Here is a 24,561-nt window from a genome sequence, read left to right as displayed (position 1 = left end):
CTGACGGGCAGACACTGGATACACAGGAAAATTGTGACCCACCTCAGCCCGCAGCTGGGATAACATCCCCTGGGACACCGATGGACGCGCAGAAGACCGTGGCGCTCGAGGCGGAGCTGGACGCATTGCAGAAGGAAGTGCAGCGCCTGCGCTCCCGGGTCGCCGAACTGGAGGGGGCCGACCGCAGCTTCCCGGAGCGCTTGCTCGACGCGCTGCCCAGCCTCGTTTACGTGCTCGATCTCGATGAGGGGCGGTACATCTATCGTAACCGGGAGCTCGCGGACCTCGTCGGAGGGGGCTGCGGAGCGGCCGAAGGCCCGCCCCGCGGTGACGGCCTGTCCCCGACAGTCCATCCGGACGATATCGGTCGCATCGAGGAGTACCGGGCTCGCGTGGCCGCCTCGGAGAGCGGGGAGCAGGCGACGGTGGAGTACCGTGTGCGCGGTCGCGACGGCGGCTGGCGATGGTTCCTCGAGCGAGGCGTCGCGCTCGGCCGCGATCCCGAGGGACCGGGGCGCCGGATGCTGGGATCGGCGCACGATATCACCGCGCGCAAGCATACGGAGCAGATGCTCGAGCGGAGTGAGAGCCTGCTCCATGCGTTCCTCGAATACACGCCGTCCATGATGGTCGCGGTGGACGCCGCGGGCCGCCTCCTCCTCGTGAACCGCGAGATCGAGTCCTTTTACAGGATGAGCCGCGAGGAATTGCTCGGGCGGGTCGTCTACGACATTCTCCCGGCGCCGGCGGCCGCCTCGATACGAAAAGCCAATGAAGAGGTGGCAGCCGCCGGACGCCCGGGCGCATCCGAGCACGTGCTCGTCTTCCCGAGCGGTCCGCGCACCTACCTGTCGACCAAGTTCCCCATCCGCGACGCCGAGGGGACGATCTACGCGGTCGGGACGGTCTCGGTGGACATCAGCCGAACGAAGCAGGCCGAGGCCGAGCGCGCGGAGATGCAGCGTCAGCTCATCGAGATACAGCAGGCGACGATCCAGGAGCTCATCACGCCGCTCCTGCCGCTGGCGCGCGGCGTCGTCGCGATGCCGATCGTCGGGAGCGTCGACCCAGCGCGCGCCGAGCAGATCCTGGCGACGTTGCTTGAAGGGATCGCCGACCGGCGGGCCAAGATCGCCATCCTCGACATCACCGGGGTGAAGTTCGTCGACGAGCGGGTGGCGCAATCCTTCGTCGACGCGGCCCGGGCCGCGGGGCTGCTCGGCACCCGGGTCGTGCTCACCGGGATCAAGCCGCAGATCGCGCAGACGCTCACGACGATGGGCGCCGATCTGAGCGGCATCGTGACCACAGGGACCCTGGAGAGCGGCATCGCCTACGCGCTCGGACGACGGCTCCGCCGGTAACCGAGCGCGCACCCACCAACAGACCGGGTGTACGCCGGTACGCACAAGGCCCTCACCGCATTGGCGGAGCCCGCGAGGATCTCGGAAGAGCAGTATTCTTGCGCCCCTGACGGTGTATCCTATTCATGACATGCGCCTGCGCCCACAATGGGAGCGCGGGGCGCTGTCAATACAACGTGCGATGTGACCCAGGAGGTTGCCTATGAAGCCTGGAGCGATGCCGTTACGTGGCGCGATCGTGGTGACCATGGCCGTCAGCCTTGTTGGAGGCGCGGCGCTGGCCCGCGGCGTGCCAATGCTGGGGGTGGGAGGTTACGATCCGGTGCCCGGTCCCTCGCCGTGGGGCCCTGACGACGAGGCGGGCGCCTCCAACACGCAGACGCCGGACAAGGTCCTCGAGGCCAAGCGCCTGATCAAGGAGGGCAAGGTCTATCGCCTGGGTCACGTCTACGAGCCGGGGATGCCGACGTTCCCGGGCAACCAGGGGCTCTCCTTGGAGGCCGGGCCGACCTCGGTCATCCAGCAGCAGGTCACGAACTCCGAGGTGATGCACGGGGAGTTCGGCCAGATGGGGACGGAGTTCGACGCGCTAAGCCATTTCGGCTACATCCCGCCCGGGAGCACGGACCCCGCCGACGCGCTCTTCTACAACCAGTTCACTGGCGCCGAGGTCCTCACGGAGGACGGGCTCGCGCACCTCGGCGTCGAGCATGTGAAGCCGATCGTCACGCGCGGCGTGCTGCTCGACGTCAAGCGCTACGCGAACGGCGGGCAGACGCTCGCGTTCGGCCAGGAGATCACGCTGGCCATGGTGAAGAAGACGCTGCGCGCGCAGAAGATGGACGAGCGCGACATCGGCGTCGGCGACGTCGTGCTGATCTTCACGGGCTGGGAGGAGAACTGGGAGCTCGGCACCGAGGGGTATTACACGCAGCCGGGCGTGGGGCTGGCCCAGCCGGGGATCGGGATCGAGGTCGCGAAGTGGCTCTCATCGAAGGGCATCGCCTGCGTCGGGTCGGACAATTTCGGCATCGAGGTCACCCCGCCGAAGCCTCCGGTGGCGCCGGGGGTGGTCTTCCCGGTGCACCATCACCTGCTGGTGAAGAGCGGAATCTTCATGCACGAGGTGATGGTGCTCTCGGAGCTGGCCGCGGATCTGGCCGCGGAGCTCCAGCAGCATCCCCACGGCCACAAGAGCCCCTACGAGTTCTTCTACGTCTACAGCCCGCTGCCCCTCCGGGGCGCGTCCGGCTCACCAGGGATCCCGCTCGCGATCCGGTGAGCGGATCGGCGCGCCGGGGCCGCGCGCGCCCCGGTGTCGCCAGTCTCCTCTGGGCCTCTGTCGTTCGAGCTCTCTCTTCAGGGGGCCAGAAGCGCCCTCAGCCACGCCGCGCAGACGTCAACCGAGGCGCTTTCTCATGCTCAGGCTCGTGATCCGGTAGCCGAGCGACTCGTAGAGCCGCCGCGCCCGCGTGTTCTGCGCGAAGACGTGGAGCTCGATATCCCGGGCGCCCAGTCCGCGGGCGGCCTCCTCGGCGAGCGCCATGACCCGGCGCCCGAGGCCCCGGCCGCGGGCGTCCTCACGCAGGTGGATATCGTAGATGAACGCGCTTCGAAACCCGTCCACGCCGGTCATCCCGATCCAGAGGTGCCCGACCACGGCATTCCCTTCCAGCACCGAATAGAGGTGGTGGTCGGGGGTGGCGAGCCCTTGCGGCAGGAGCGCCTCCACCTGGGAGCGCGCGTTGCGCTGCGCGTCCGCAGTCCGGGCGTCCACGGCGCTCGCGCGCTCGCCCGCGTACGAAGAGATCACGAGCTCGACGAACGCATCGAGCTCGATGGCATCGAGCGGCCGCAGGGCGACGAGCAGGTCGGTCATCGGTAGATCCTACTTTCTCCTGCCCGGCCGTGCAGCCGGTCGATGAAGGGCAAGGCCCCTTTCAAACCGCGCGTGTAGCTTCTCGACCTGGATCCGCTCGCCGACGACCCCCCTCGCCGCAGGGATCTAGAGGGTACCGCAGGTGCTTGCATGCGCGCAATCAACGGCGTGGATAGACCGTTGATGGGGCGTCATTCTCAGGGGGTGTCCGATCGCGTAAAAGAGTGTTCTGATGGAATCGGCGAGTGCCTTCGCTTCGTCCGCCTGCCGGCGCATCGCGACCTGAACTTGCATCGCACAGTGTAGGCTCGCGTTCCACGCCGAGGTGGGCGCAGGTCCCGGTTCAGTCCGTCGGCCAGCACGGGCTGAGCGGGAATCGTACAGCGGACTGCGCCGGCCGAGCGCGTCCCTCGCCGCTCCTGTCCGGGATTGCCACTGCGCGTCAGCGCGATTTACGCGGTGGGGCTTGCCGAGCAGGTTTCCAGTACGTGTCCGAGGCGTCGCTTCTGGCGGCGTCGAAGAAACAACCAGGTGGCATCTGCGAACTCGGCAGCTCCACCCGGGGTGCTCGGCCTGCTCGCTCGCCCCGCTGCTCCGGGTCTGATAGAATGGTCGTTGGCCATGCTCGAGCTCCTCCGCAACGCGCACCACACGGTGACGATCGACCCGGCTTCGCAGATCGCCCGGGTCACGCGGAGCGCGCTGCCGTCCGAGTCTGTCGCGGAGTTCGAGGCGCTGTGGATGGAGGTGAGCCGCGCGCTCGACCGGGTCGACCGTCATCGGCTGTGCCTGCTCATCGATCTGCGCGCCGCGGTGGGTCGGAACGACCCGCAGTTCGAGGCGGCGATGCAGCGGATTCGGCCGCCCGTGATGGGCCGCTTCCGGCGCGTCGCCATCCTCGTGCGGACGACCGCGGGGGCGCTGCAGATCCAGCGCCATTTCCGCGAAGACGGCATCGATCGGATGATCGGCAGCGACGAGGCCCGGCTGCTCGATTACCTCCGCGAAGCACCGGCGCGCATCCGTTGATGCGGATCACGATCGGCGTAGCCCCCCAGGCGCGCGCTGCTGCACCGTCGGCGATCTGCATCGAGGTGTCCTCCGTCCGGCAACATCCATCGAGGTGTCCCTTGCTCCGTGCTCCGTGAGGAGACGATGATCCGAAGTCACCCCCGGCGCCGCCGCAAGGCGAGCCGCTGCCAACCATGCTCCATCCCAGGTCGACCCCCCGCCCGGGCCGCGGCACGCCCTCTACAGTGCTCAGACGAGCCGGACGCGGCTCACCTTTCGTGACCAGCCGGCGACGATTTTTGTAACTCAGCGAAAACGAACGACTTTTGGGGCCAGCGACCGCGCCGCCCGCGCCGGCTCTCGGCGACCTCAGGGGCCGGTGAGGTATCGTACTCGAGGGACGTGGCCAGTCGAAGACTGGGACGGATCACCTCTCTTGGACGCCGCAATCCATATCCTTCTTGAGGCTGTGCAGCCCATGAACTTCAGTCTTCTCGTTTGTTGTACGACGTGCTTGTCAGTTCTCGAATTGGCCGTATAGTAGATTCGAGTCGCGCCCCTGCCGTCCGCAATGTAGTCATGCGGCGTGTTGCAGCGCTCGTGTCGATCCGCCAGGTCGAGGCTCCATCCGTCCCAGGTTCGCTCCGGCGATGTTGTGGACGGTGTGTTCCGTACCGGAGAAACACGGCGCGACGGGAGGACAGCGAAGCATGTCCTGGCGCTCGATGAGCGGCCGAGTCGAAAGATTGGCAGTCTACTCGATGGGGGGAGAGGGGTATGGAGGTACGGACCGATTGCGGTATCGAGGCTCGTGATCTCAAGGATTCACGGCCGGCGCGGCGGCTCGCCATCGCGCACGTGGTGAGCAGCTTCCAGACCGGCGGCGCCGAGCAGGTGGTCGTCGATCTCGCCGCGTCCCAGCGCGCCGCGGGCCATGACGTGCTGGCGGTCGCGATCGCGGAGGATCCAGACGGCCCGCGCGCGGAGCAGCTCCGGCGGCGCGGGGTCGAGGTGCACCTCGTGCCGAAATGCCCGGGGTTCGACACGACGCTCACGGCCCGCCTCGCCGCGCTGTTCGCGACGCGGGGCGTCATGCTCGTCCACGCGCACAACGACCTTTCGCTCATCTACGCGGCGCCCGCCGGATGGCTGCACCGGGTCTCCGTCATCCACACGACGCACGGCGTGTCCCAGGGCATGCAAGGACGGAGCTGGCTGCGCCGCGCCGCGTCCGCGTTCGTCGATGCCCATGTCGCAGTGTCGCAGCCGACCGCCGCGGTCGTCCTCGACCGGCGCGAGGTCGATCCGCCGAAGCTGCATGTCGTGGTGAACGGCATCGATCTATCGCGGTTCGCGCCGGATCCGGCGGCCAGGGCGCGGGTGCGGGCCGAGCTCGCGATTCCGCGAGACGCCTGGGTCGTCGGGACCGTGGGGCGCCTCTCTCCCGTGAAGAACCAGGCGCTGCTCGTGCGCGCCGCCGCGACGTCGTTGCCCCGGAACGGACGGGTGCTCCTCGTCGGCGAGGGCGCCGAGCGCGGGCGGCTCGACGCCCTCGCGCGCGAGCTCGGGGTGTCGGAGCGCGTGCTGTTCGCAGGCGAGCGCCACGACGTGCCGGCGCTCCTCGCCGCGCTCGACGTGTTCGCGCTGCCGTCCCTGTCCGAGGGCCTGCCGCTCGCGCTCCTCGAGGCGATGGCCGCTGGCCTTCCGGCCGTCGCGACCGACGTGGGCGGCGTGTCCACCGTGCTCGTCGACGGGGAGACGGGCTTCCTCGTGCCGTCCAACGAGGTGGCGCCGCTCGCCGCAAAGCTCTCGGAGCTCCACGCCAATCCCGCCCGCGCCGCGCAGATGGGCCGGTGCGGCCGGATGCTCGCGCTCCGGCGCTACTCCGCGATCCGGATGGCCGAGCGCTACATGGATCTGTACGCGCTGCTGCTCCTGCGGCATTCGCAGCGTGTCGCCGGTGTGCGCCCGAGCACGCTGCTCGCCCGGTTCTGGGGCGAGAACCAGAGGCCGCGCGTAAACACCGCCGCCGCGCACCGCGACGGGCGAGCGCTCGGCGATCACCCGTCGTCGCGCTCGCCGGCGCCGCTCGCGAGCTGATCCGGCGGCGGAGCGCCGCCATCGCCGAACGCTGCTGCTTTCAAACGCTCTCGAGGGGGGATGACTCATGCCGAACGCAATGCGATGGCTCTCGGATCTCCTGGCCACGCCGTGGGCGACGCGGCCATTCACGCCGATGATGCACGGCCATTCGACCATCGTCGTGATGCATCGGCTCGCGGACCCGGATCGCGGGATCGAGGGCCTCGATCCGCGTGCCCTCCGGCGCGCGCTGCAGTTCCTGAGGCGCGAGCGGTATCCGATCGTGCCGCTCGAGCGGGTGTTCCGGAGCCTCGCGGGCGAGGAGCCGCCCATCGACCGGGCCGTCGCCTTCACGATGGATGACGGCACGATCGACCAGGCGACGGTCGCCGCGCCGATCTTCGCGGAGTTCGATTGCCCGGCCACCATCTTCGTGGTGAGCGGCTATCTGGACGGCGATCTGTGGTGCTGGTGGCACCGCGTGGAGCACGTGTTCGAGACGACGCGGCGCCGCGAGCTCAGCGTGACGGTGGACGGCCTCTGCCACGTGATCCGCCTGGACGCCGGCGTCCCGCGGGCGCAGCTCGCGCGGCGCTTCATGGAGCGGTGCAAGCGCGTGCCCGAGACCGAGAAGCTCCGCGCCATCGTGCGGCTCGCCGCCGCGGCCGAGGTCGATCTCCCGGCGCGCCCCCCCGCGCGTTACGCGCCCATGTCGTGGGATGACGTCCGCGCGTGCGAGGCGCGCGGCATCACGTTCGGTCCTCACACGGTCACCCATCCGGTGCTCTCCAGGACGAGCGACGCGCAATCGAAGCACGAGATCCACGTGTCCTGGGCGCGCCTGCGCGCCGAGGCCAGGCGCCCGGTCCCGGTCTTCTGTTATCCGAACGGGCATGTGGGGACGGACTTCGGTCCTCGCGAGTGCGCGACGCTTCGCCGGCTTGGCTTCCTGGGAGCCGTGACCAACTGGCCTGGTGACTATGCGACCGCCAACGGATTCCGCAGCTCCGCGGACGCGCCGTTCTCGGTGCCCCGGATCGACTTCGGCGCGGATCACCGGAGCTTCATCCGCTCGGTGTCGGGCGTCCTGCGGACCAAGCAGGTGCTGCAGCGGCAACTCGCCCTGCGAGGCGCGGCGGCGCGGGTCGATCCGGGCCTGACGCTCGATGGATCTCAGGACGAAGCCCAGGGCCCGTCGGCCTCGCCGGTCGAGTGATCGTGGAGCTCGCGCGCGGCCGCTCATGCGGTCGCGGACGGCGCAGCCCCGCCGGCGTGCGCCGGAGCGCCACGCGCTGCTCGCCGCGAGTGGATCGCGTGCGCCCGAGAAGCCGGCCGGGCCATCACTTCTTACGATACGCGCCGGGCGTCGTTCCCGTACGGCGCTTGAACGCCGTGGTGAGGTGCCCCTGATTGGAGAAGCCGCACTCCAGGGCGATCTCCGCGATGGACAGCCGCTCGTCCTGGAGCATGGTCATCGCCTTCTCGATGCGGCGTGAAATGACGTACTGGTGCGGAGTCTGGTGAAAGGCGTTCTTGAACAAGCGCGAGAAATGGTCCGGCGAGTAGCCCACCAGCCCTGCCAGGTCGACCAGCCCGAAGTTCGAGGAGAGCTCGCTGTCGACGAATTTTTCGATCTGGGTGCGCTGGCTCCTCGAGAGGCTCGCGTTGCGCAGCGAGATCTCCGCCCCTGATCCCGCGCCGTACCGCGCGGATAGGTAGGAGGCCAGCGCCAGGCAGAGCGACTGCACGTAGACGGCCCCGAAGTACTCCTGGCCCTCGGCCTGCGCCTGCAGGCGATGAACCAGGTCGACGACATGGGCGTCCACCAGGCCGAACCGCGGCTCCCGCTCCGGAACCAGCACGCCCGACGGAGACGCACAGAGCGCCAACATGGATGCTTCGGGGAAGTTCACCGACGTGCACACGGAGGGGCGCCCCCGCCACTCGACGCTGTACAGCCTGGTCCTCCGCGGCAAGAGGTCCATCATTCCCGAGAGCCGCTCGAAGGAATGCTCCCGGACCTCGCCCGAGGTCGGCTCCGCGAAGCGAATGTCGACCCGCGAGGGGCCTCCCGTCCAGACCAGGATCGCATCGCTCTCCGCCGAGAGTCCCTCGAGCCGGCCGCTCTCGGGCACGTGCCCGATCCGGAGGGGCAGCCCCACCCAGTCCGATCCGGTGAGAGCCGCGCCGTACTTCGCTGAAAACTCCGCGGTCATGCGTGGGGTCGCCCAGGAGCATCGTCGGCGTCGAGCAAGACGGGGGTCAAGCCCCTCGTGCGCTGGGCATGTGAGCGCACCCCCACCGGTGCTCGCTGGCGCTGGGCGGATCGGGTCCCCCGCGTCGGGATCCTGAAAACGTTCGCCGGGAATTTGAACGACCTCGCTGCGAGCGCCACGTACCCTTCCCTTCACTTCCTCGCAGAGCCCGAGCGGGTGGTGCGGCGCTGCGCCGAGCCCCCGTCTCCTCTGCCAACAACACAATTTTCTTCGGTCGCTGACCGGGAGCGCTGCTCACATGTCTACCTCGACCTCTCCGCTGCTCGTCCGCCGTGGCGCATTCGGCCCCTTTGCTCGCGGGATTCCGCTCGTGGGCCTTCTCTTGGTCGGCTCTATGGCCTGCTCCAGCGCTTCGGATGGGTCGTCCGACGACTCGACTGGCTCCGGAGGAGGTGCTTCTTCTTCCTCCGGCGGCCCCCAGACGACGAGCACGGGCGAGGGCTCGGGAGTCTCCTCGACCACGAGCGGAGCTGGCAGCACGACGACGGCGGCGACCAGCGGCTCGGGCGGTGGGGATTCTTCCAGCAGCTCGAGCGGCGCCGGAGGGGCTGGGGGCGCGAGCAGCAGCAGCAGCGCTGCGGAGACCTCGAGCGGCAGCGGAGGCTCGCCCGAAACAGGGTTCCAGCCTTGCCCTGCGACGGGCCCTTGCAAGATCCTGCCCCTCGGGGACTCGATCACCTTCGGTCTCGGCTTCGACGGCGGGTACCGGGTCGAGCTCTTCCACCTTGCCACGCAAGACGGCCACGATGTCACGTTCACGGGCACGCAGCAGATGAACGGCCCCGCGATGGTCGATGGCAAGCCGTTCCCCCGCAATCACGAGGGCATCAGCGGAGAGACCATCCAGCAGATCGCCAACCGAGTGCCGACCCCGGCGCTCCGCGACGTGCCGCACATCGTGCTGCTCCACGCCGGCACCAATGACATGTATCAAAGCCCGAACGGCGCCGACACCCGCCTGGGCGCCCTCATCGACGAGCTGATCGCCGGCGCGCCCGACGCGCTGATCGTCGTGAGCAACATCATTCCTTTCCCGAGCGGCGCAAACGCGGTCAGCACGTACAACGCCAAGGTCCCCGGGGTGGTCCAGGAGCGCGCCAACAAGGGCGCGCACGTCATCTTCGTCGATCAGTTCAAGGATTTCCCCACGTCCGAGCTCGGCGACGGGGTCCATCCCAACAAGGCCGGCTACGCCCGGATGGCGGGCCGCTGGTACGACGCGATCTCCGACTACCTGAGGTGAGCCGGGCGCCAGCGCCTCCATCGCTCAGCCCGCCTTTTCCACACCTCTTCTATGCTGAGCCCGCGGCCGCGGCGGCCGTGATGGCCGACATGTCCGCCGGCATCTTCCTGGTTTTCTTTGCGTCGAACTACGCAGTGAACCAGACCGCCAAGCTCCACCGCTACCTCACGGAGTCCGTCCTCCGACGCTACCTGCCGCCGTCGCTCGTCGAGCGCGCCACGGTCGACAAGTTCGTCGGGGATGCCGTCATGATCGTGTTCGGAGCCCCCGATCCCCTCGACCCGGCCGAGCAGGCGCGTCGCTGCGTCGCGCTCGCGCGCGACCTTCAAAGCACGCTGCCGAGACTGGGTGATGGTGTTCGCCTCGTCGCCCGCGCTGGCATCAACACGGGTGACGCCGTCGTGGGCAATTTCGGATCGCTGGCGCGCTCGGACTACACAGTCATCGGGCCTGCTGTGAACATCGCCGCGCGGCTCGAGACGGCGAGTGAGCCGGGCCGTATCCTCATTGGAGAGAGCACGGCGAAGCTGCTGGACGGCGCCGTACCGCTGGAAGCCGCTGGCGAGCTCCGGCTGAAGGGCGTGGCCGCGCCGGTGCGAGCCTTCTACGTCAAGTGACTGGTTCACCGTCTAGAACAACGATCGCGTTGTTCTAGCGAGAAATGAACCACCAAGACGCCATCAGACGCCAAGACGCCATAAAATAAAACAATATCTTGGCGTCTCATGGCGTCTTGGCGGTTCGAAATTCTGCGCATTTCGGGCAGCTTCAACCCGTTTGTCGCTCTAGGTGCCCGGTGCTCCGGGCCAATCGATCGTGCCCCCCCTCGTCGGTCGACCCCGCTGGCGACGAACACCTACTTGATGGCGGCGAGCTTGCCGGTGCGGCGCGCGGCGGACGACACCCGCCCAAGAGCATCGGCGAGCGCGCTAGCCGGATCCTCCGGCAGGTCGAGCGAGCGCCACGCGACGTAGCCGTCAGGGCGGACCAGCGACGCTCCTCCGGCCCCGAGGCCAAACGCTTTGCAGAACGCTCCTTCATCGGATGGCAGCACATCCGCGCCGATGCGGACGCATTCGAGCTCGATGCCCAGCTGCTCGCCGACCTGCGCTGCGGCGGGGCACCACCGCGCGTCCTCGGTGAGCAGCACCCAGCGTCGCTGGAACAGATCGAGCGTCGACAGCCGCTCGCCGCCCCGCACGACCCACGCGTGCGGCGCGCGCGTGCCGGGCTGACCCGCCCATTGCTCGGGCCGCAACGCCGGAGGGAGCCCGTCGCCGGCGCCGAGCACCGCCGTCGATCGGTACAGCTGCCCGAGCTCCATGGCGTCATCGTCGATGATCGGCACGCCTCCGGCCGTCCCGCCCGCATGCGCCTTGTAGTCCTCCCGGGCGAAGATCTGGTGATGCCGGAGCCACGCGATCGGGCGCCGCTCGGCGTCGTACGTGTCGAGCAGCTCCGGCGTCGACGCGCCGGAGAGGACCGCAGAGAGCTTCCACGCGAGGTTGTGGGCGTCCTCGATGCCCGTGTTCGCGCCATAGCCACCCCGGTTGGGCGGCAGCGTGTGCGCGGCATCCCCTGCGAGGAACACCCTGCCGGACGTGAATCGGTCGGCGACGAGGGCGCTGATCTCCCAGCGCCCGGTGGTGACGATCTCGATCTCCAGGTCCGTCCTTCCGATCGCTCTGGATATCAGCGCCCTCAACGTCGCCGCGTCGCGCTCCTCGTCATCCCAGAAGATCAGCACCCAGCGGCCATCGCCGTACGTGGTGAGGAATGCGCTGAGGCCCGGCTGCTCGATCGCGAACTGCGTGACCCCCGTTCGAAGGTACTCCTCGAGCGGAGCCCGGAAGAGGACGCTGCGCGCCGTCCTGATGTGCCCTCGCCCGGAGCGGCCGATCCCGAGCGCCTCGCGGATCGCGCTGCGGTGGCCGTCCGCCGCCACCAGGTAGGAAGCGCGCAGCGCGACCTCTCGCCCGTCGCACCCGCGCAGCCAGGCGGTCACGCCGCCTGGGTCCTGCTCGAAGCGGGTGAGCTCGGTCTCGAGCCTCACGTCGGCGCCGAGCTCGACCGCCCTGTCTCGAAGCCTGGGCTCGAGGCGATCCTGGGCGATCGCGGCGCCAGCGCACGGCGAGCGCTCGATCGCGGGCGCCGCCTGCTCCCCGGGCGTCCACGGGACCTCCTCGAACCACTTCCCCGCGAGGCTCTCGACCCGAGCCCGGCGCAGCCGGAAGCCGGGCGGCACCTGCGGGATGTGCGGTCCAAGCCCGACCGCACGATAGAGCTCCAGCGTCCTCGGCGTGTAGCCGATCGCGCGTGGATGCGGCGAGCTGCCAGCGTGCCGCTCGACCAGCACCGTGCGCACCCCTCGCCAGGCCAGGAACACAGCGGCCGACAGGCCGACCAGGCTGCCCCCGACCACGAGCACCGACGTCGATTCTACGTGCATGAAGACCGTCCTTTAATACAGTGTATCACTACGATACAGTGTATCGCGTCGGGTTTGTTGTCAACCGGGTGCCGATGCGGACAAGACGAGACGAGCGATGACCGCACGGCAGAAGAAACCGCACGCGACCGACGCCCCCCTCATCTGGGAGCGCCCGGAGCCGGCGCTCCGTCCCGCTCCCGGGCCGCTGAGCAGAGACCGGATCGTGCGCGCCGCGATCGCGCTCGCCGACGCGGAAGGCCTCGCCGCGGTGTCCCTGCGCAAGATCGGGGCGTCGCTCGACGCCGGCCCGATGCGCCTCTACGGCTACCTGGACACCAAGGAGGAGCTGCTCGAGCTCATGGTGGACGCGGTGTACGGGGAGATGGCGTCCGCGGGGCCGATCCCCGGCGACTGGCGCGAGGCCCTCCGGACGATCGCCCACCGCACCCGTCGGGCCGCGAGGGAGCACGGGTGGTTCATCGATCTGCTGGGCGGCCGCCCCCATCTGGGCCCGAACGCCCTCGCGCACCTCGAGGCCTCGCTCGCGGCGCTGAGCGGCGCTCCGGGCTTCGAGGACATCGACGCCGTCATGATGGCGGTCGGGACCGTCAACGCCTATGTGATGGGCGCCATCCGCGCCGAGGCCAACGAGCTGCGCGCGGAGATCGCGAGCGGCATGGATCAGACCGAATGGCAGCGGGCGTCGGAGGCGTACATCCGCCGGATGATCGCCACCGGCCGCTTCCCGACGCTCGCCAAGGTGGTCGAGGACGCCACCCACCCGCCCGCCGACGCCGCGTTCGACAGGGGTCTCGACTGCGTGCTCGACGGCATCGCGGCGCGCCTCTCCTGCGGAGCGGCGGCGGGAAGAGGCCTCCGCGAGCGGCGGTAAGCCGCGGCCTTCCTAGAGTACTCGGAGGAACGCCGTGAGGTCGGCCTTCTCCTGCGCCGTCAGCTTCGTGCCGAGCACGAGGTTGAAGAACTCCACGGTGTCCTCCAGCGTGAGCAGGCGCCCGTCGTGCAGGTAGGGAGGGCTGTCCTTGATGCCGCGCAGCGGGAACGTCTTGATGGGGCCGTCCGCGGTCGCCATCCGCCCGTTGATGAGCACGGGCTTGAAGAAGCGCTCCGCCCGCAGGTTGTGCATCAGGTTGTCCGTGTAGTACGGCGCGACATGGCACGTCGCGCACTGGCCCTTGCCGTTGAAGACCGCCTCTCCGCGGAGCTCCTCCGGCGTGGCCTTCGCGGGGTCGAGGCGCCCGTTCAACGCGAGCTTCGGCGCCGGGGGGAAGTCGAGGATCTCCTGGAACTCGGCCATCGCTTGGACCTGGTGCCCGCGGTCCAGGATGTTGATCCCCTTCTTCACGGCGATGACGGGGTCACCGTCGAAGTACGCCGCTCGCTGCTCGAACTCGGTGAAGTCCTCGACGGTCTTGAGCGCGCGTTGCGAGCCGAAGAGGCGCTGGATGTTCACGCCGCGCAGCGTGGGGGTGTCGACGCGATGACGGAACTCCTGCGGCCTGATGTCGCCCACGAGGTGGGTCGCGTTGTTCGTGTGCCCGTTCGCGTGGCAATCGAAGCAGGCGACGCCGAGGCTCGCCTTCTCCGAGCGCCGGTCCGCGGTCGCGTTGAACTGCATCTGCGGGAACGGCGTGACGAGCAGGCGGAGCCCCTCGAGCTGCTTCGGGTTCAGGATACCGTTGAAGAGCTCGTAGAAGTTGTCGATGGTGACGAGCTGCCCCTTGGAGACGTCGCCGAGATCAGGCCGCGTCGTGAGGTAGATCGGCGCCGGGAACTCGGAGATGAGGTGATCCGGAAGATCGAAGTCGAGATCGAAGCGCGTGAGATCGCGCCCGGTCTGGCGCTTCAGCTCCTCGATCTGGAGCTTCGGGAAGACCATCCCGCCTTCCGGCTGGTTCGGGTGGGGCAGCGGCAGGAAGCCCTGCGGCCAGAGCCCCTGATCCCGGATGGCGTCGGGCGTGAGCGCCGCCAGCGACTCCCACGTCGTCCCCTTCTCGAGCTTCACCCGGACGCCGCCCTGGACGGGCTTGCCGCGCGACATGGTGACCCCCGGCGCAGGGCGGTTGGCGAGGTCGTACCGCGCTTCGAGCAGCGTCTGGTGGCGCTTCATCACCGCGGGCTTGTCGGCCTTCATCCGGGCGACCAGCTCGGCGAACGGCTCCTTGTCGACGACCGGCAGGTAGCTCGTGCGCGGCGTGGCGGGGCCGGGCGGCGGATTCGCGTTCATGGGCGCCCTCGGGCCCGTCGGCGCGACCGCCTCGGGCGTCCCCGGCGGCGCGTCGCGCGTGCTGACGGGCTCCAGAGGCACCGCCCCCGGCGTCGAGGCGCAGTGCACGAGGCCGAGGGAGAGCGCCGCAGTGCACGCGACCATGCACGTGACATCCATTCTCTTCACAGGCATAAGAGAGGCTCCTTCACGAGGGGTACGTCGTCAGAAATGGCCGGCCGAGCGCCCCGCCTCTCGGCGCGCGGAGCTCCCGCCCGGTGCACACGAATGGCGGCTCGCCGGGCACAACTGCCGAGGCGCCATGAGCAGTTCCGCCCGCAGGCGACTCCTGTGCCAGGGGCGCGCCCGCCGTGCGCTCCGTCCCTGATCAGGCGCGAAGCGTGGCAATTTGCGCGGGGAGATCGTGCCTCCTCGCTCGAATCGGCGAACGAGCACGCCTCGCGCCATCGCGGGTCACCGTGCCAACGGGGCTCACGAGCGCGCTCCGTCCAGCCGAGGAGCGGGGGTGGCGCGAGGCAAACTGCCACGATCCGTGGCATCATGGCCCGCTCCGTGTGTGCGACCGGGGCGCCGCGGGGGGCGCGCGCCCCCCACGGCGGTCGGTTCAGCCGTCCCGCCGGCGCCGCTCCGGCGTGACGCGGAAGAACGGCGCCTTGACGTCCTTCGCGTCGAAGAAGAACACCCGATCCCAGACGGGGACCCGCTCCCGCTCCGCCAGATCGTACACCTCGCCTCGGGACAGGCTGCCGACGAGCTTCGCGCTCGAATGGCCTCGCATCCTCCACCGGAACTCGTACGGGAGCAGGACGCTGGGGTCGCTGAACATGCCGCGGCGCTCGGCGAAGCTCCGCCGCGCGGCCTCGGAGAGCTCCCGGGCATGACGGAGGTTCGGGGCGACGATGTAGGTCGTCGCCAGGCCCTCCTCGAGCATCTGCCGATTGATGAGCCGACCTCGCGACAGGACGTATCCGAGCACGCGGCCGTAGACGTCGAACGGCTGTTCGTCCGTCTGGATCTCGACCTCGGCGCCGTCAGGGAGCAGCTCGGAGAGCCGCTCTGCGGCCACCTCGGCCCAGTGACCTTGCGAGGCGCCGAGGAAGTGCGTCTCCGGCGTATCGATCGAGAGCATCCGGACAGGATGGGTCACGCCGCGCTCGTCGCGCACGCGGAGCGTGTCGCCGTCGACCGTCCTCACCACCTCGGCGACGAAGCTGTCGCCCGGCAGCTCCCGGCGCAGCCCCCGCCTCCGGGAGACAAGAGACACGTAGTCGATGAACCTCCGGAACTCCGGAAGCAATCCTGCCATCGCCCCCTCCTATGATGGATAGCCCCACAGAAACCGCCGTCCGCGCATCGCGCGGACTTTCGCCCTGCCCAGGCGGCCTGTTCCATGAAGATATAGAGAGGGCCCTGGCCCTAGGAAAGCGCTCGCCGCGCCTGACCCGCGGGGCGCGAGGTGGCCTGAAGCGCCGGTCGGATGGAGAGGGAGATTTGAACGCCAGGGCGCCAAGGCGCAAAGACGCCAAAAGACAAGAGAGATTATTTTACCTTCTTCGCTCCCTTGGCGCGCTGCCGTTGCAATCTTCTTCTGGCGCCTTCGCGAGCTTTTTTCTCTTCTTTTGGCGTCTCTTGGCGTCTTTTGGCGTTCAATTCTTCCTCTCCTATAGCACCGCTCATCCCACCGCCTTCCGGGCCTCGCCGGCGCCGATTTCCTCCAGCAAATCATCCTCGTCCTCTCCCGCGGACACCTTCTCCAGCGCCAGCCTCAGCTTCGGCTCGGCGCTCGCCTCGGCGGCGACGCGGATCCGTTTCTCCACTGCCTCGCCCCCATGCGGGCGCGCCGCGAGCGCCGCAGCGACGCGCTGCTCCGGCGGCGCAGAACCGTCCTCGACGATGCGCAGCACCTCTTCGAGGTCGTTCCCCGCTGTCCGGTATCCGGTCCTGGCCACCAGCGACTGCAGCGATTTCTTCCACTCGGCCAGCGGCCGGCCATTGCGCGCGATGACCTCCAGCAGCCGCGCCCGATCCTGCGTCGCGACGACGGCCTGAGCGGCCTGAATACGCTCGATCAGCGCCGTCGCCTCGGCCCGGCTGGCCGCCGGGACGGTGATCGACTTGCCGTCCCGCAGGCCGATTTTCACGAAATGATAGACGCCGCCAACTCCCCCGTGGGTGAGAGTGACCTGGACGATGGCCCTGTGCGGGAAGAACCGCCGCCGGAACGCGCTCTTGACCATCACTCCGTCGGTGCCGATATGCACCCAGGTCGGCGTCACCTTGGCCCAGAGCCAGGCCGCGACGCCCAGGAGCGGCGCGAGCCCGCCCGTTGCCGTCATCGGAGCGAGGGGCGCGATTGACCATTTCGCGATTGCCGTCAACAGCAGGATCAGCAGCGCCAGCACACACGGAGCGAGGATCAGGACGAAGATGGCCAGGAGACAGCCCGCGATCTTGCGACCGCTGGAGTCCTCGCGGTACGTGCGCATCCGCACCGCGCGCGCCTGCGCCCCCGCCCCGGCCCGCGACAAGAGGTCGACCGCCTCCTCCTCCGAGGCTTGCTCGACGGCGGCGACGCGCCCATCCGAGAACGACAGCACCGCGGCGTGGCCGTTCGGCGTCCGCTCCGTCCAGCCGCCGGCGAGGCGCGCGAGCGGCAGACGGCTCTCCTTCGCTCCCTCCGCGATCAGCAGCCGCTCGCCCTCGATCTTCACGCTGCCGTCGCGGAGGCGGCGCTCGCCCGGTCCGCGGTCCGCGCCGGCGAACGACAGAGCGCTGACGAAGTAGCTGCCGAGGCCGATCAGCGCGGCGAAGAGCGCGGCCTCCTCCATCCCGAGCACGGCTAGCCCCCACGGAGCGGCGAACGTGCCGGCGAGCGATGCGACGACCAGGGACCCGAGGAGGCGCTTGTCGCGGCGGACGTCCTGCACCTCGACCCTGCAGAGTCGCTCGGGCGAAGTCGCGCCGGGAGCGTCCTCGCTCATTGCTGCGGCCGCATCGCCGGGATGTGCTCCCCGTGGTCCGCGGTGGTCATCGCTCGAGGTTAGCCCGGACGCGGCCGCTCGGGGCGGCGATTCAGCCGGACGGGCGCCGGCGCCATCCCAGGGGAGCAGCGCCGGGGAGGCATGAGGGAGGCATGAGCAGGAGAGCGCCGTCCTCGGTCCGGCGTGCTCATTGCCAGGGTGAAGTTGCCAACGCGTGGGCCTGCACGGCGTGTCGAGGCGAGCGCCGGTTATTCACAAGTCCAGGCGCCCGCGCGCACGATCATGCCCGCAGCGCAAGCCCATCGCTCCGCCGTGATGGCCTCGATGAAGCAGGACATTGCTCTCGCGTCGATGTCAGGATCCTGTGTCCCGCCGGCGCAGCCCATCTCATCAAACTTGACCGCGATCCCAGCGCCGCACGGAAAATTCATAGCGATGACGCAATCCTCGCCGATCTCCAGCAGGTGCTCCGTCGCAACGTCGGCGGAGGTGCCTCCAGCCTCGCAGAACACCGGGCGCTCTGCGCAGGGCGTGAGGCCCTCGAGCGGGATGGGATCGAACTCTCCCTCCGAATCGATGATCCCACCGAAACTCCGGTCCGGGGCGCCGCCCTGGCCTCCAGTGCCGCCCGAGACGTCCGGAACACCCGTGCCGCCGGCGCTGACGCCTGCCTCCGGGTCGCTCGCTTCACAGCCGAGACAGCTCACGACGGAAATCACAAGCAATCGATGTGTCCATTGCATCGACAGAGCATAGAGAGCTTCCATGCGGAGCACAACGCGACCCGCCGCGCGGGGTCGCCCCGCCCCCCAACTCAGGTTGGGCGCCCCGGACCCGCGGTTGGGCGAGGCGAGTCACGTCGCGGATTTCCACCCTGATCAGCCGGCCTGCTTCATGAAGATATAGAGAAGGCCCTGGTCCTCTGAAAGCGCTCGCCGCGCCTGACCCGCGGGGCACGAGGTGGCCTGATGCGCCGGTTGGATGGAGAAGAAGAATTGAACGCAAAGGCGCAAAGACGCTAAAAGACAAGAGAGAACATTAGCCTCCCTCGCTCTCTTGGAGCGCTGGCGTTGCGATCTTCCTGCGCCTTCACGAGCTTCTCTCTCCTCTCTTGGCGTCTTTGCGCCTTTGCGCCTTTGCGTTCAATTCTTCTTCTCTTGGCGCCTGGGCGGCTCGCAGCTCGTGCCAGCACCAGGCGGCAGCCGGATGAGCGCCGCTCGCCGTCCCGCTCCGGCTTGGGGCTACGCTTCCTCCGCGCTTTCCCGTTACGATGACCAGCGCGATCGCTTCGGTAGATCGCCGGGGGGCATGGGACGTCTGCATGCGGCCCCGCGCTGGGCTCCCGGGGGCGAGGGCCACCGCGGCGAGGAGGTCTTGGATGTCGTCGCATGAACAGGTAGAGCCGGCCGACACGCCGGCAGAAGAGGGCGCAGCGAGGGCGGGGGCCGAGCTCGCGCGCCGCAGGCGCGGCCTGCGCTTCCGGCTCGCGCTCGGGGCGCTCGCGCTCGCCGCCAGCGTGACCGCGCTCGTCCTGAGCCACGAGACGAAGCCCGAGAAGACCAGCGCGATCGGCGCGCGGCTCGAGCTGTCGTCGGGGGAGGTCACGCTGGCGGCGAGCGCGCAAGACGACAGGAAGTCGACGGTGGTGTCCGGGATACCGGTCCCGGTCGGGGCGAAGCTCGCGACCGGAAAGGGCGCGCGGGCGCTCGTCCGGCTCGCCGACGGTTCGGCGGTGTTCCTCCGCGCAGACTCGGAGATCGCGCTCCGCGCAGAGGGGCTCTCGATCGCCCAGGGCGAGGTCTGGCTCGACGCGCCGCCCGAAGGGCGCGGCGGGCTCTCGCACGCGCTCGGGGACGTCAACGTCTCGGCGGCCGACGCCGGCCTGTCGATGAGGCGCTCGGGCGACGCCGTGAGCGTGTACGTGGCGCGCGGGCTCGCCGTCGTCGCGGCCCCCGGCGGGCGCGTCGAGGTGCACGCAGGGGAGCAGGCGACGGTCGCCGGCAGCGCCGCGCCCAAGGTGGCGCCGCTCGCCTACTGGGAGGACTGGACCGGAGGCATGGGCGACCACCGGCCGCTAGCAGGCGAAGGCAGCGGATCGGGCCGGATCTACGGCGTCGACCTGCAGGGCGCCCCCGGGACGCAGGCGCGCACGCTCGAGATCAGCCGGCAATCCGTGCGGGCCGTCCTGCGCGACGGCATCGCCGAGACCGAGGTGGACCAGACCTTCTCGAACCCGGGCGGACGCCAGGTCGAGGGCTGGTACTGGTTCACCGTGCCCGAGCGGGCGATCGTGAGCTCGTTCGCCGTGGAGACCAACGGCGTGCTCGTCGAGGGCGAGGTCATCGAGCGGAAGGAAGCGGCGCAGCGGTACCAGACCGCCGTGCAGACCGGCCACGAGCCGGCGCTGCTCGAGTGGGTCGACGGGCACAGCTACCGCGCCCGCATCTTCCCCGTGCCCGCCAGCGGCTCCCGGCGCGTCGTGCTGCGCTACGTGGAGATGCTCAGCGCGCCATCGGGCAAGCTTGCTTACGTTTATCCGATGCGCGCGAGCGAGCCCGTGCAGATCGGCGAGTTCTCCCTCTCCGTGGATCTCGGCCAGGCCGGCCAGGGGCTGCAGATCGCGACGCTCGCCGACGCGGTGATCGAGGACGGCGGGCGGCGGGTGAGCATGCGGCGGAGCGGCTACGAGCCGCGCGCGGACTTCCAGCTGGAGGCCGCCGTCAAGGCCAAGCCGTCGCCGCTGCGGGTGTCGCGCTTCGCCGCGGGCGAGGACCGCGCGGACTACGTGATGGCCAGGTACGTGCCCGACGTGGACTGGGCCGAGCTCAAGGAGCTGCCCGCCGACCTGGTCGTCGTGGTGGACACGTCGGCGTCGGCCGACGAGTCGGCGCGGCAGCAGAAGGCCGCGGCGGCCGAGGCGATCCTGCGGGCGATGTCGCCGTCGGACCACTTCGCGCTGATCGCGCTCGACTCGGCGCCGGCCGTCCTGCACCCGAAGGACGGGCTGGCGGAGGCCTCGGACAAGGAGATCTCCGCCGCGCTCACGCGGCTGGCCGAGCACGCGACGGGGGGCGCGACCGACCTCGGCGCGCTGTTCGAGTCGGCGCTCGGGCGGGTGCACGGCAAGGAGCAGCCGGCGGTCATCTACATCGGCGACGGGCTCGCGACGAGCGGCGAGGTGACGGGCGCGCGCCTCGCGGAGCGGCTCCGGCGCTCGCTCACGGGCTCGCGCGCGCGCTTCTTCACCGTCGGCGTCGGCGAGAACTCGAACCACGCGCTGCTCCGCGAGCTCGCGCGCGCCGGGGGAGGACAGGCGTTCCGGATCGACGAGGCCGAGGGCTCGACGTCCGAGGTGCTGCGCCTCGCCGGCGCGATCAAGACGCCGACCATCACCGATCTCGCGATCGACCTCGGCGCAGGGCTCGACGAGCCGATGCTCACCGCGAGCGGCAAGGTGTCGCGCGGCGAGGAGGTGGTGCTGCTCGCGCGCACGCACCACGCGCTGCCCACGAAGGCGATCGTGAAGGGGCGGCTCGCGGGGAAGGAGTACACGCGCGAGCACCCCATCGAGCTCGATCGGGGCGTCGGCGCGGCGCTGGTGCCGCGCTTCTGGGCCGCCGAAAAGATGCGGCGGCTGCTCGCGGACGGCGACGACATCAAGGCGCACCGGGGCAAGGTGGTGGAGCTCGGGCTCGACTACGGGCTGATCACGCCGTTCACGAGCACGCTGGCGCTCGAGAGCGAGCAGGCCTACGTGAACCAGGGGATCCGGCGGCGGCGCTCGCCGCTCCGGGGCGAGCGGCTGACGGCGCTCACGCCCCAGCGAGAGCGCGAGCTCGCGGCGCTGCTCGCGCCGCCCTCCGCGGCCGTCGCCGCCGGGTGCGCGAACAGAGAGCCGAGCGCGAGCTACGAGGAGAGCCCGGCGAAAGAAGGCGGCTACGGCGCGAGGGCGCAGGCGGCGGCGCCAGCGCCGGCGATGGCGCCCGCGATCGCGGAGCAGGGCAACGAGCGGGACCAGAGCGCCCGGGGGGATGTCGCCTCGCCGGGCGCCGCGCAGGCGGCCCCGCCTCCCGCGCCCACCGCGACGGCGGCGCCCCCGGCAGAGGAGGCGGAGATGAAGCAAGAGCCCGCGCGGCTGAAGCAGGAGGCCGCGGCGAACCAGGCCGACGCCCCCCGCCCGCTGGATGCGCCCATGAGCGCACCGGCGGCCGGCGAGCCGCCCGCGCGGCGCGCGGCCGGCGCGCTCAGGTTCAAAGGCACGGTGGGCGGCGGCGGTGCGACCACGCCGTCCGACGCCATCCTGCGCCTGGAGAAGGCCCGCAAGGCAGCGCCCGCGGCGGTGCGCCCCGCTCCCCGGACCTCCCCGCCGCCGAGGCGCCCGCAGGTCGCGATGGCGCCGTGCAGCGACACCGCGCGGCGGCCGCTCGCCGAGCGCATCGTCGTCTGGTCGAAGCGCCTCGCACGCGCCACGGCGGCGGAGGAGCTCATCGCGCGCTACGAAGGCGCGCTCACGACCTGCGAGCTGCCGGACTGGCGTTCGAGGGCCGCGCTCCTCTCGCTCCTCCAGGCGAAGGTGTCCACCGAGGGCGGCGCCGAGGCGCTGCTCGCCCGGTTCGGCGGCGAGCCCGAGGCGCAGCGGTTCATCGCGCACGCGCTCCTCCGGCGAAGCGTGGACCCCGCGATCAACGCGGCGGTGCGGCGCACGCTCTTCGGGGGCGTCGATCCAAGGGCGAGCTGGGCGCTCCTCGACGAGCGGCTCGCGGCGCTCCCGACGGTGGACGAGCGGCTCGCGCTGGTGCGGCAGGCGCTCACCGACCGGCCCGACGATCCGGAAGGGGAGATCCGGCGGGTGCGCCTGCTCGCGGAGGCGGGCCGGAAGGACGAGGCGCTCGCCTACGGGCGGCGGCTGCGCGACCGCGGCTTCATGAGCCCGGCGCTCGCGCTCGATCTCGGCGACGTGCTCGCGTCGAGCGGCTTCGAGGCGGACGCGCTGCGCACGTACTCGGAGGTCGTCGAGTTCGATCCGGCGAGCCCCGCGTCGCGCGCGATGCTCGGCGACGTCTACCTCCGGCACGGCTGGTACGCGGCGGCGTACCGCCAGTACACGACGCTCACGGACCTCGCGCCGGCCGAGCCCCAGGGCTGGCTGAGGCTCGCCGCGGCGGCCGCGGGCAGCGGGCGCGTCGACGAGGCGCTCCGCATCCAGCGCAAGGTCGCCGCCGCGGAGGGCACGCCGGGGACCGACGATCCGCGCGCGTGGGCGCGGCTCCTGTCGGCGGCGCGCATCGGCCGGCTGCTCGCCGGGGGCGGCGGCGCAGGCGCCGAGGCCGGCGCCGAGGCCGAGAGCCTCGCCCGCAAGCTGAAGGAGCTCCAGCTCTTCAGCGGCCCCGGGGCGCTGCGCGTCGTGCTCTGGGAGGACTACGCCGCGGAGCTCGCCCTCGCGGCGCGGGACGGCCAGGTGGACGCGGCGCTCGGCGACGGCACCTTCGCGCCGGCGGTCGGGCTCGCGGCGGTGCAGCTGCCTGCCTCGGAGCTCGCGCGCCTCGAGTGGCGCGTCCGGTTCCGCAGCGATCCGCCGGGGAGGGACGTGCGCTTCGTGGTGACGACGATCGTGTGGGACGGGGCGTCGTTCCAGGTGACGAGCGCGCCGGGGTCGATCGGCGCGAAGGACCGGGAGGTCGCGCTGGCGAGCGGCGCGCTGCGATGATCGACGTCTCGCTGCTCGGCTGGCTCCTCATCACGCTGACCTCGCCGCTGTCGCTCGTCCTGCTGCTCGTGGCGCTCGGCTCGGTGGCCTACCTCGGCGTGACGGCGCTCGAGGCCGCTCCCCGCCAGCGCGGCGCGCGCGCGGTCGGCACGGGCGCGGCGGCCTGCGCGCTCGCGGCCGGGATGATCGGGCTGCGCGTGGGCGCGGGCGCCGGCGCGGCCGTCCCGACGGCCGCCGTGGGGATCGCCGCCGCGGCCGCGATCGGGGCGACCGCGGCGTGCGCGTGGACCTTCGGCGCGCGCGCCGCGGCTGCGCTCGGGGCGGCGCGGGCCCGCCGGAGCGCCGCGGCGCTGCGGGCGGGCGACGAGCGGCGCCGGCTGCTCGCGGCGAGCCAGCGCGCGTACGCCGAGGGAGACGACCTCGCCGCCGAGACGGCCTCGGCCGACGACGCCGTCGCGCGGCTGCGCGCCGCGGTCGGCGCGCTGGCCGACGCGCGCGCCGCGCTCGAGGCGAAGCGCGCCGGCGCGCAGGACGGGCCACGATCGGAGACGCGACCGGAGGCGAGCGCGCTCGCCGAGGACCTCGCGCGCGCGTGCGACGAGGCCGCGCTGAAGCTGTCGATGGGCCAGCGGGTGCTCGCCGCCGCGGAGGCCGCGGCGCTGCGGATCGCATGCAACGCGCCCCTCCGGCGGCTGCTGCGGCGGCGGCCGCGCGAGGCCACGCAGGCGCTCGCGACCCTGGGCGCGGGCGCGCTCGCGCCGGCGGCGGCCTCGCTCGAGGCGTTCCTCGGCGAGGTGCGGGCGGCGCGCGTCGAGGTCATGGAGATCGCGGGGCGGCGCGCGCCGGGGGCGCTCGGTGCCGTCGACAGTGCGGCCGGTCCAGAGGCCGCGGAGGGCCCGGCGGCGCTCGCGCTGCGCGAGCTCGCCGCGATGGAGTCGGCGTACGGCGCGCTGCTAGAGCGGCTGCGCCTGGCGGAGCTCCACGCTTCGACGCGCGCCTCTGTCGAGCAGGTCGAGAGCGCCGCGGGCGCGCTCTCCGCGACGGCGAGGGCAGCGGCGATCGACCCGGCGGCGATCGGCGCGCTCGTGACGGAGATAGCGCGCGCCGAGTCGGCCGTCGCCGCCGCCGCGCCGGAGGCCGGGGGCTCGCGCGCGCTCGCCGAGGCGCTCGCCGCGGGCTCGGTGGCGCTCGATCGGAGCGACGCGACGTCGCTGTCGGAGCTCATCGCAGCGCTGCGCGAGCTCCGCTGAAGCGAGGAGCGACGACCGCCCCTGAAAATCGAACGGAAAACGATGCCTGGCCGTAAGGGGTGCAAGGGATGCCCTTGGCGCGCGGCGCCCTG

17 protein-coding genes are annotated in these 24,561 nt (G+C 70.8%); 10 read left to right on the top strand and 7 right to left on the bottom strand.

Going from position 1 to position 24,561, the window contains the following annotated elements:
* Positions 1 to 80 precede the first annotated feature (80 nt).
* On the top strand, positions 81 to 1,364 hold the full coding sequence (locus tag WMF19_RS40455) for a PAS domain-containing protein (RefSeq protein ID WP_437895258.1): 1,284 nt from the start codon (positions 81 to 83) through the stop codon (positions 1,362 to 1,364).
* A gap of 202 nt (positions 1,365 to 1,566) precedes the next feature.
* Entirely contained in the window at positions 1,567 to 2,646 is a 1,080-nt protein-coding gene (locus WMF19_RS40450; protein WP_437895257.1) for a cyclase family protein, read from the top strand.
* Between the two features lie 117 nt (positions 2,647 to 2,763).
* On the opposite strand, the gene WMF19_RS40445 is transcribed toward WMF19_RS40450, so the two are convergent.
* Complete coding sequence (locus WMF19_RS40445; RefSeq protein WP_437895256.1) at positions 2,764 to 3,243, bottom strand: GNAT family N-acetyltransferase; 480 nt, start codon at positions 3,241 to 3,243, stop codon at positions 2,764 to 2,766.
* Positions 3,244 to 3,864: 621 nt separating this feature from the next.
* Here WMF19_RS40445 and WMF19_RS40440 point away from each other — a divergent pair.
* From WMF19_RS40440 to WMF19_RS40430, 3 genes are all read left to right on the top strand, one after another.
* The gene (locus WMF19_RS40440) at positions 3,865 to 4,272 is read left to right on the top strand and encodes a hypothetical protein (protein WP_437895255.1); all 408 of its coding nucleotides are present in this window, start codon (positions 3,865 to 3,867) and stop codon (positions 4,270 to 4,272) included.
* Between the two features lie 759 nt (positions 4,273 to 5,031).
* A complete protein-coding gene (locus WMF19_RS40435) occupies positions 5,032 to 6,354 on the top strand; it encodes a glycosyltransferase (RefSeq protein WP_437895254.1) in 1,323 nt (440 codons plus the stop codon).
* 67 nt (positions 6,355 to 6,421) lie between these two features.
* Positions 6,422 to 7,552, top strand: a complete 1,131-nt coding sequence (locus WMF19_RS40430) for a polysaccharide deacetylase family protein (RefSeq protein WP_437895253.1) — start codon at positions 6,422 to 6,424, stop codon at positions 7,550 to 7,552.
* Between the two features lie 124 nt (positions 7,553 to 7,676).
* Here WMF19_RS40430 and WMF19_RS40425 read toward each other — a convergent pair whose 3' ends face one another.
* Positions 7,677 to 8,552 carry a helix-turn-helix domain-containing protein gene (locus tag WMF19_RS40425; protein ID WP_437895252.1) on the bottom strand — a complete coding sequence of 292 codons (876 nt, stop codon included), beginning with the start codon at positions 8,550 to 8,552 and terminating at the stop codon, positions 7,677 to 7,679.
* A gap of 394 nt (positions 8,553 to 8,946) precedes the next feature.
* On the opposite strand from WMF19_RS40425, the gene WMF19_RS40420 reads away from it, so the two are divergent.
* Both WMF19_RS40420 and WMF19_RS40415 read left to right on the top strand, forming a co-directional pair.
* On the top strand, positions 8,947 to 9,855 hold the full coding sequence (locus tag WMF19_RS40420; RefSeq protein WP_437895251.1) for an SGNH/GDSL hydrolase family protein: 909 nt from the start codon (positions 8,947 to 8,949) through the stop codon (positions 9,853 to 9,855).
* Positions 9,856 to 9,935: 80 nt separating this feature from the next.
* The gene (locus WMF19_RS40415; RefSeq protein WP_437895250.1) at positions 9,936 to 10,472 is read left to right on the top strand and encodes an adenylate/guanylate cyclase domain-containing protein; all 537 of its coding nucleotides are present in this window, start codon (positions 9,936 to 9,938) and stop codon (positions 10,470 to 10,472) included.
* 239 nt (positions 10,473 to 10,711) lie between these two features.
* On the opposite strand, the gene WMF19_RS40410 is transcribed toward WMF19_RS40415, so the two are convergent.
* Entirely contained in the window at positions 10,712 to 12,304 is a 1,593-nt protein-coding gene (locus WMF19_RS40410) for an FAD-dependent monooxygenase (RefSeq protein WP_437895249.1), read from the bottom strand.
* Positions 12,305 to 12,401: 97 nt separating this feature from the next.
* Here WMF19_RS40410 and WMF19_RS40405 point away from each other — a divergent pair, with 97 nt between their 5' ends.
* Positions 12,402 to 13,178 carry a TetR/AcrR family transcriptional regulator gene (locus tag WMF19_RS40405; RefSeq protein ID WP_437895248.1) on the top strand — a complete coding sequence of 259 codons (777 nt, stop codon included), beginning with the start codon at positions 12,402 to 12,404 and terminating at the stop codon, positions 13,176 to 13,178.
* Positions 13,179 to 13,190: 12 nt separating this feature from the next.
* Here WMF19_RS40405 and WMF19_RS40400 read toward each other — a convergent pair whose 3' ends face one another.
* The 4 genes from WMF19_RS40400 to WMF19_RS40385 all read right to left on the bottom strand — a co-directional run bounded on the left by WMF19_RS40400 (position 13,191) and on the right by WMF19_RS40385 (position 18,279).
* Positions 13,191 to 14,531, bottom strand: coding sequence for a cytochrome B6 (locus tag WMF19_RS40400; RefSeq protein WP_437901722.1), 1,341 nt, complete (start codon positions 14,529 to 14,531; stop codon positions 13,191 to 13,193).
* 604 nt (positions 14,532 to 15,135) lie between these two features.
* Complete coding sequence (locus tag WMF19_RS40395) at positions 15,136 to 15,837, bottom strand: thermonuclease family protein (protein WP_437895247.1); 702 nt, start codon at positions 15,835 to 15,837, stop codon at positions 15,136 to 15,138.
* A gap of 367 nt (positions 15,838 to 16,204) precedes the next feature.
* Complete coding sequence (locus tag WMF19_RS40390; protein WP_437895246.1) at positions 16,205 to 17,512, bottom strand: hypothetical protein; 1,308 nt, start codon at positions 17,510 to 17,512, stop codon at positions 16,205 to 16,207.
* A 248-nt stretch (positions 17,513 to 17,760) separates the two neighbouring features.
* Positions 17,761 to 18,279 carry a hypothetical protein gene (locus tag WMF19_RS40385; protein WP_437895245.1) on the bottom strand — a complete coding sequence of 173 codons (519 nt, stop codon included), beginning with the start codon at positions 18,277 to 18,279 and terminating at the stop codon, positions 17,761 to 17,763.
* A 611-nt stretch (positions 18,280 to 18,890) separates the two neighbouring features.
* On the opposite strand from WMF19_RS40385, the gene WMF19_RS40380 reads away from it, so the two are divergent.
* Positions 18,891 to 23,219 (top strand): VIT domain-containing protein, encoded by a 4,329-nt coding sequence (locus tag WMF19_RS40380; RefSeq protein ID WP_437895244.1) that lies wholly within the window; start codon positions 18,891 to 18,893, stop codon positions 23,217 to 23,219.
* A complete protein-coding gene (locus tag WMF19_RS40375) occupies positions 23,216 to 24,469 on the top strand; it encodes a hypothetical protein (RefSeq protein ID WP_437895243.1) in 1,254 nt (417 codons plus the stop codon). Before WMF19_RS40380 ends, WMF19_RS40375 begins: the two co-directional genes overlap by 4 nt.
* Positions 24,470 to 24,561: the final 92 nt, after the last annotated feature.

Source organism: Sorangium sp. So ce124 (assembly GCF_051525235.1).
Taxonomy (GTDB): domain Bacteria; phylum Myxococcota_A; class Polyangia; order Polyangiales; family Polyangiaceae; genus Sorangium; species Sorangium atrum.
Note: the sequence above shows the minus strand (reverse complement) of the source record. Positions and strands in the feature narration are given on the sequence as shown.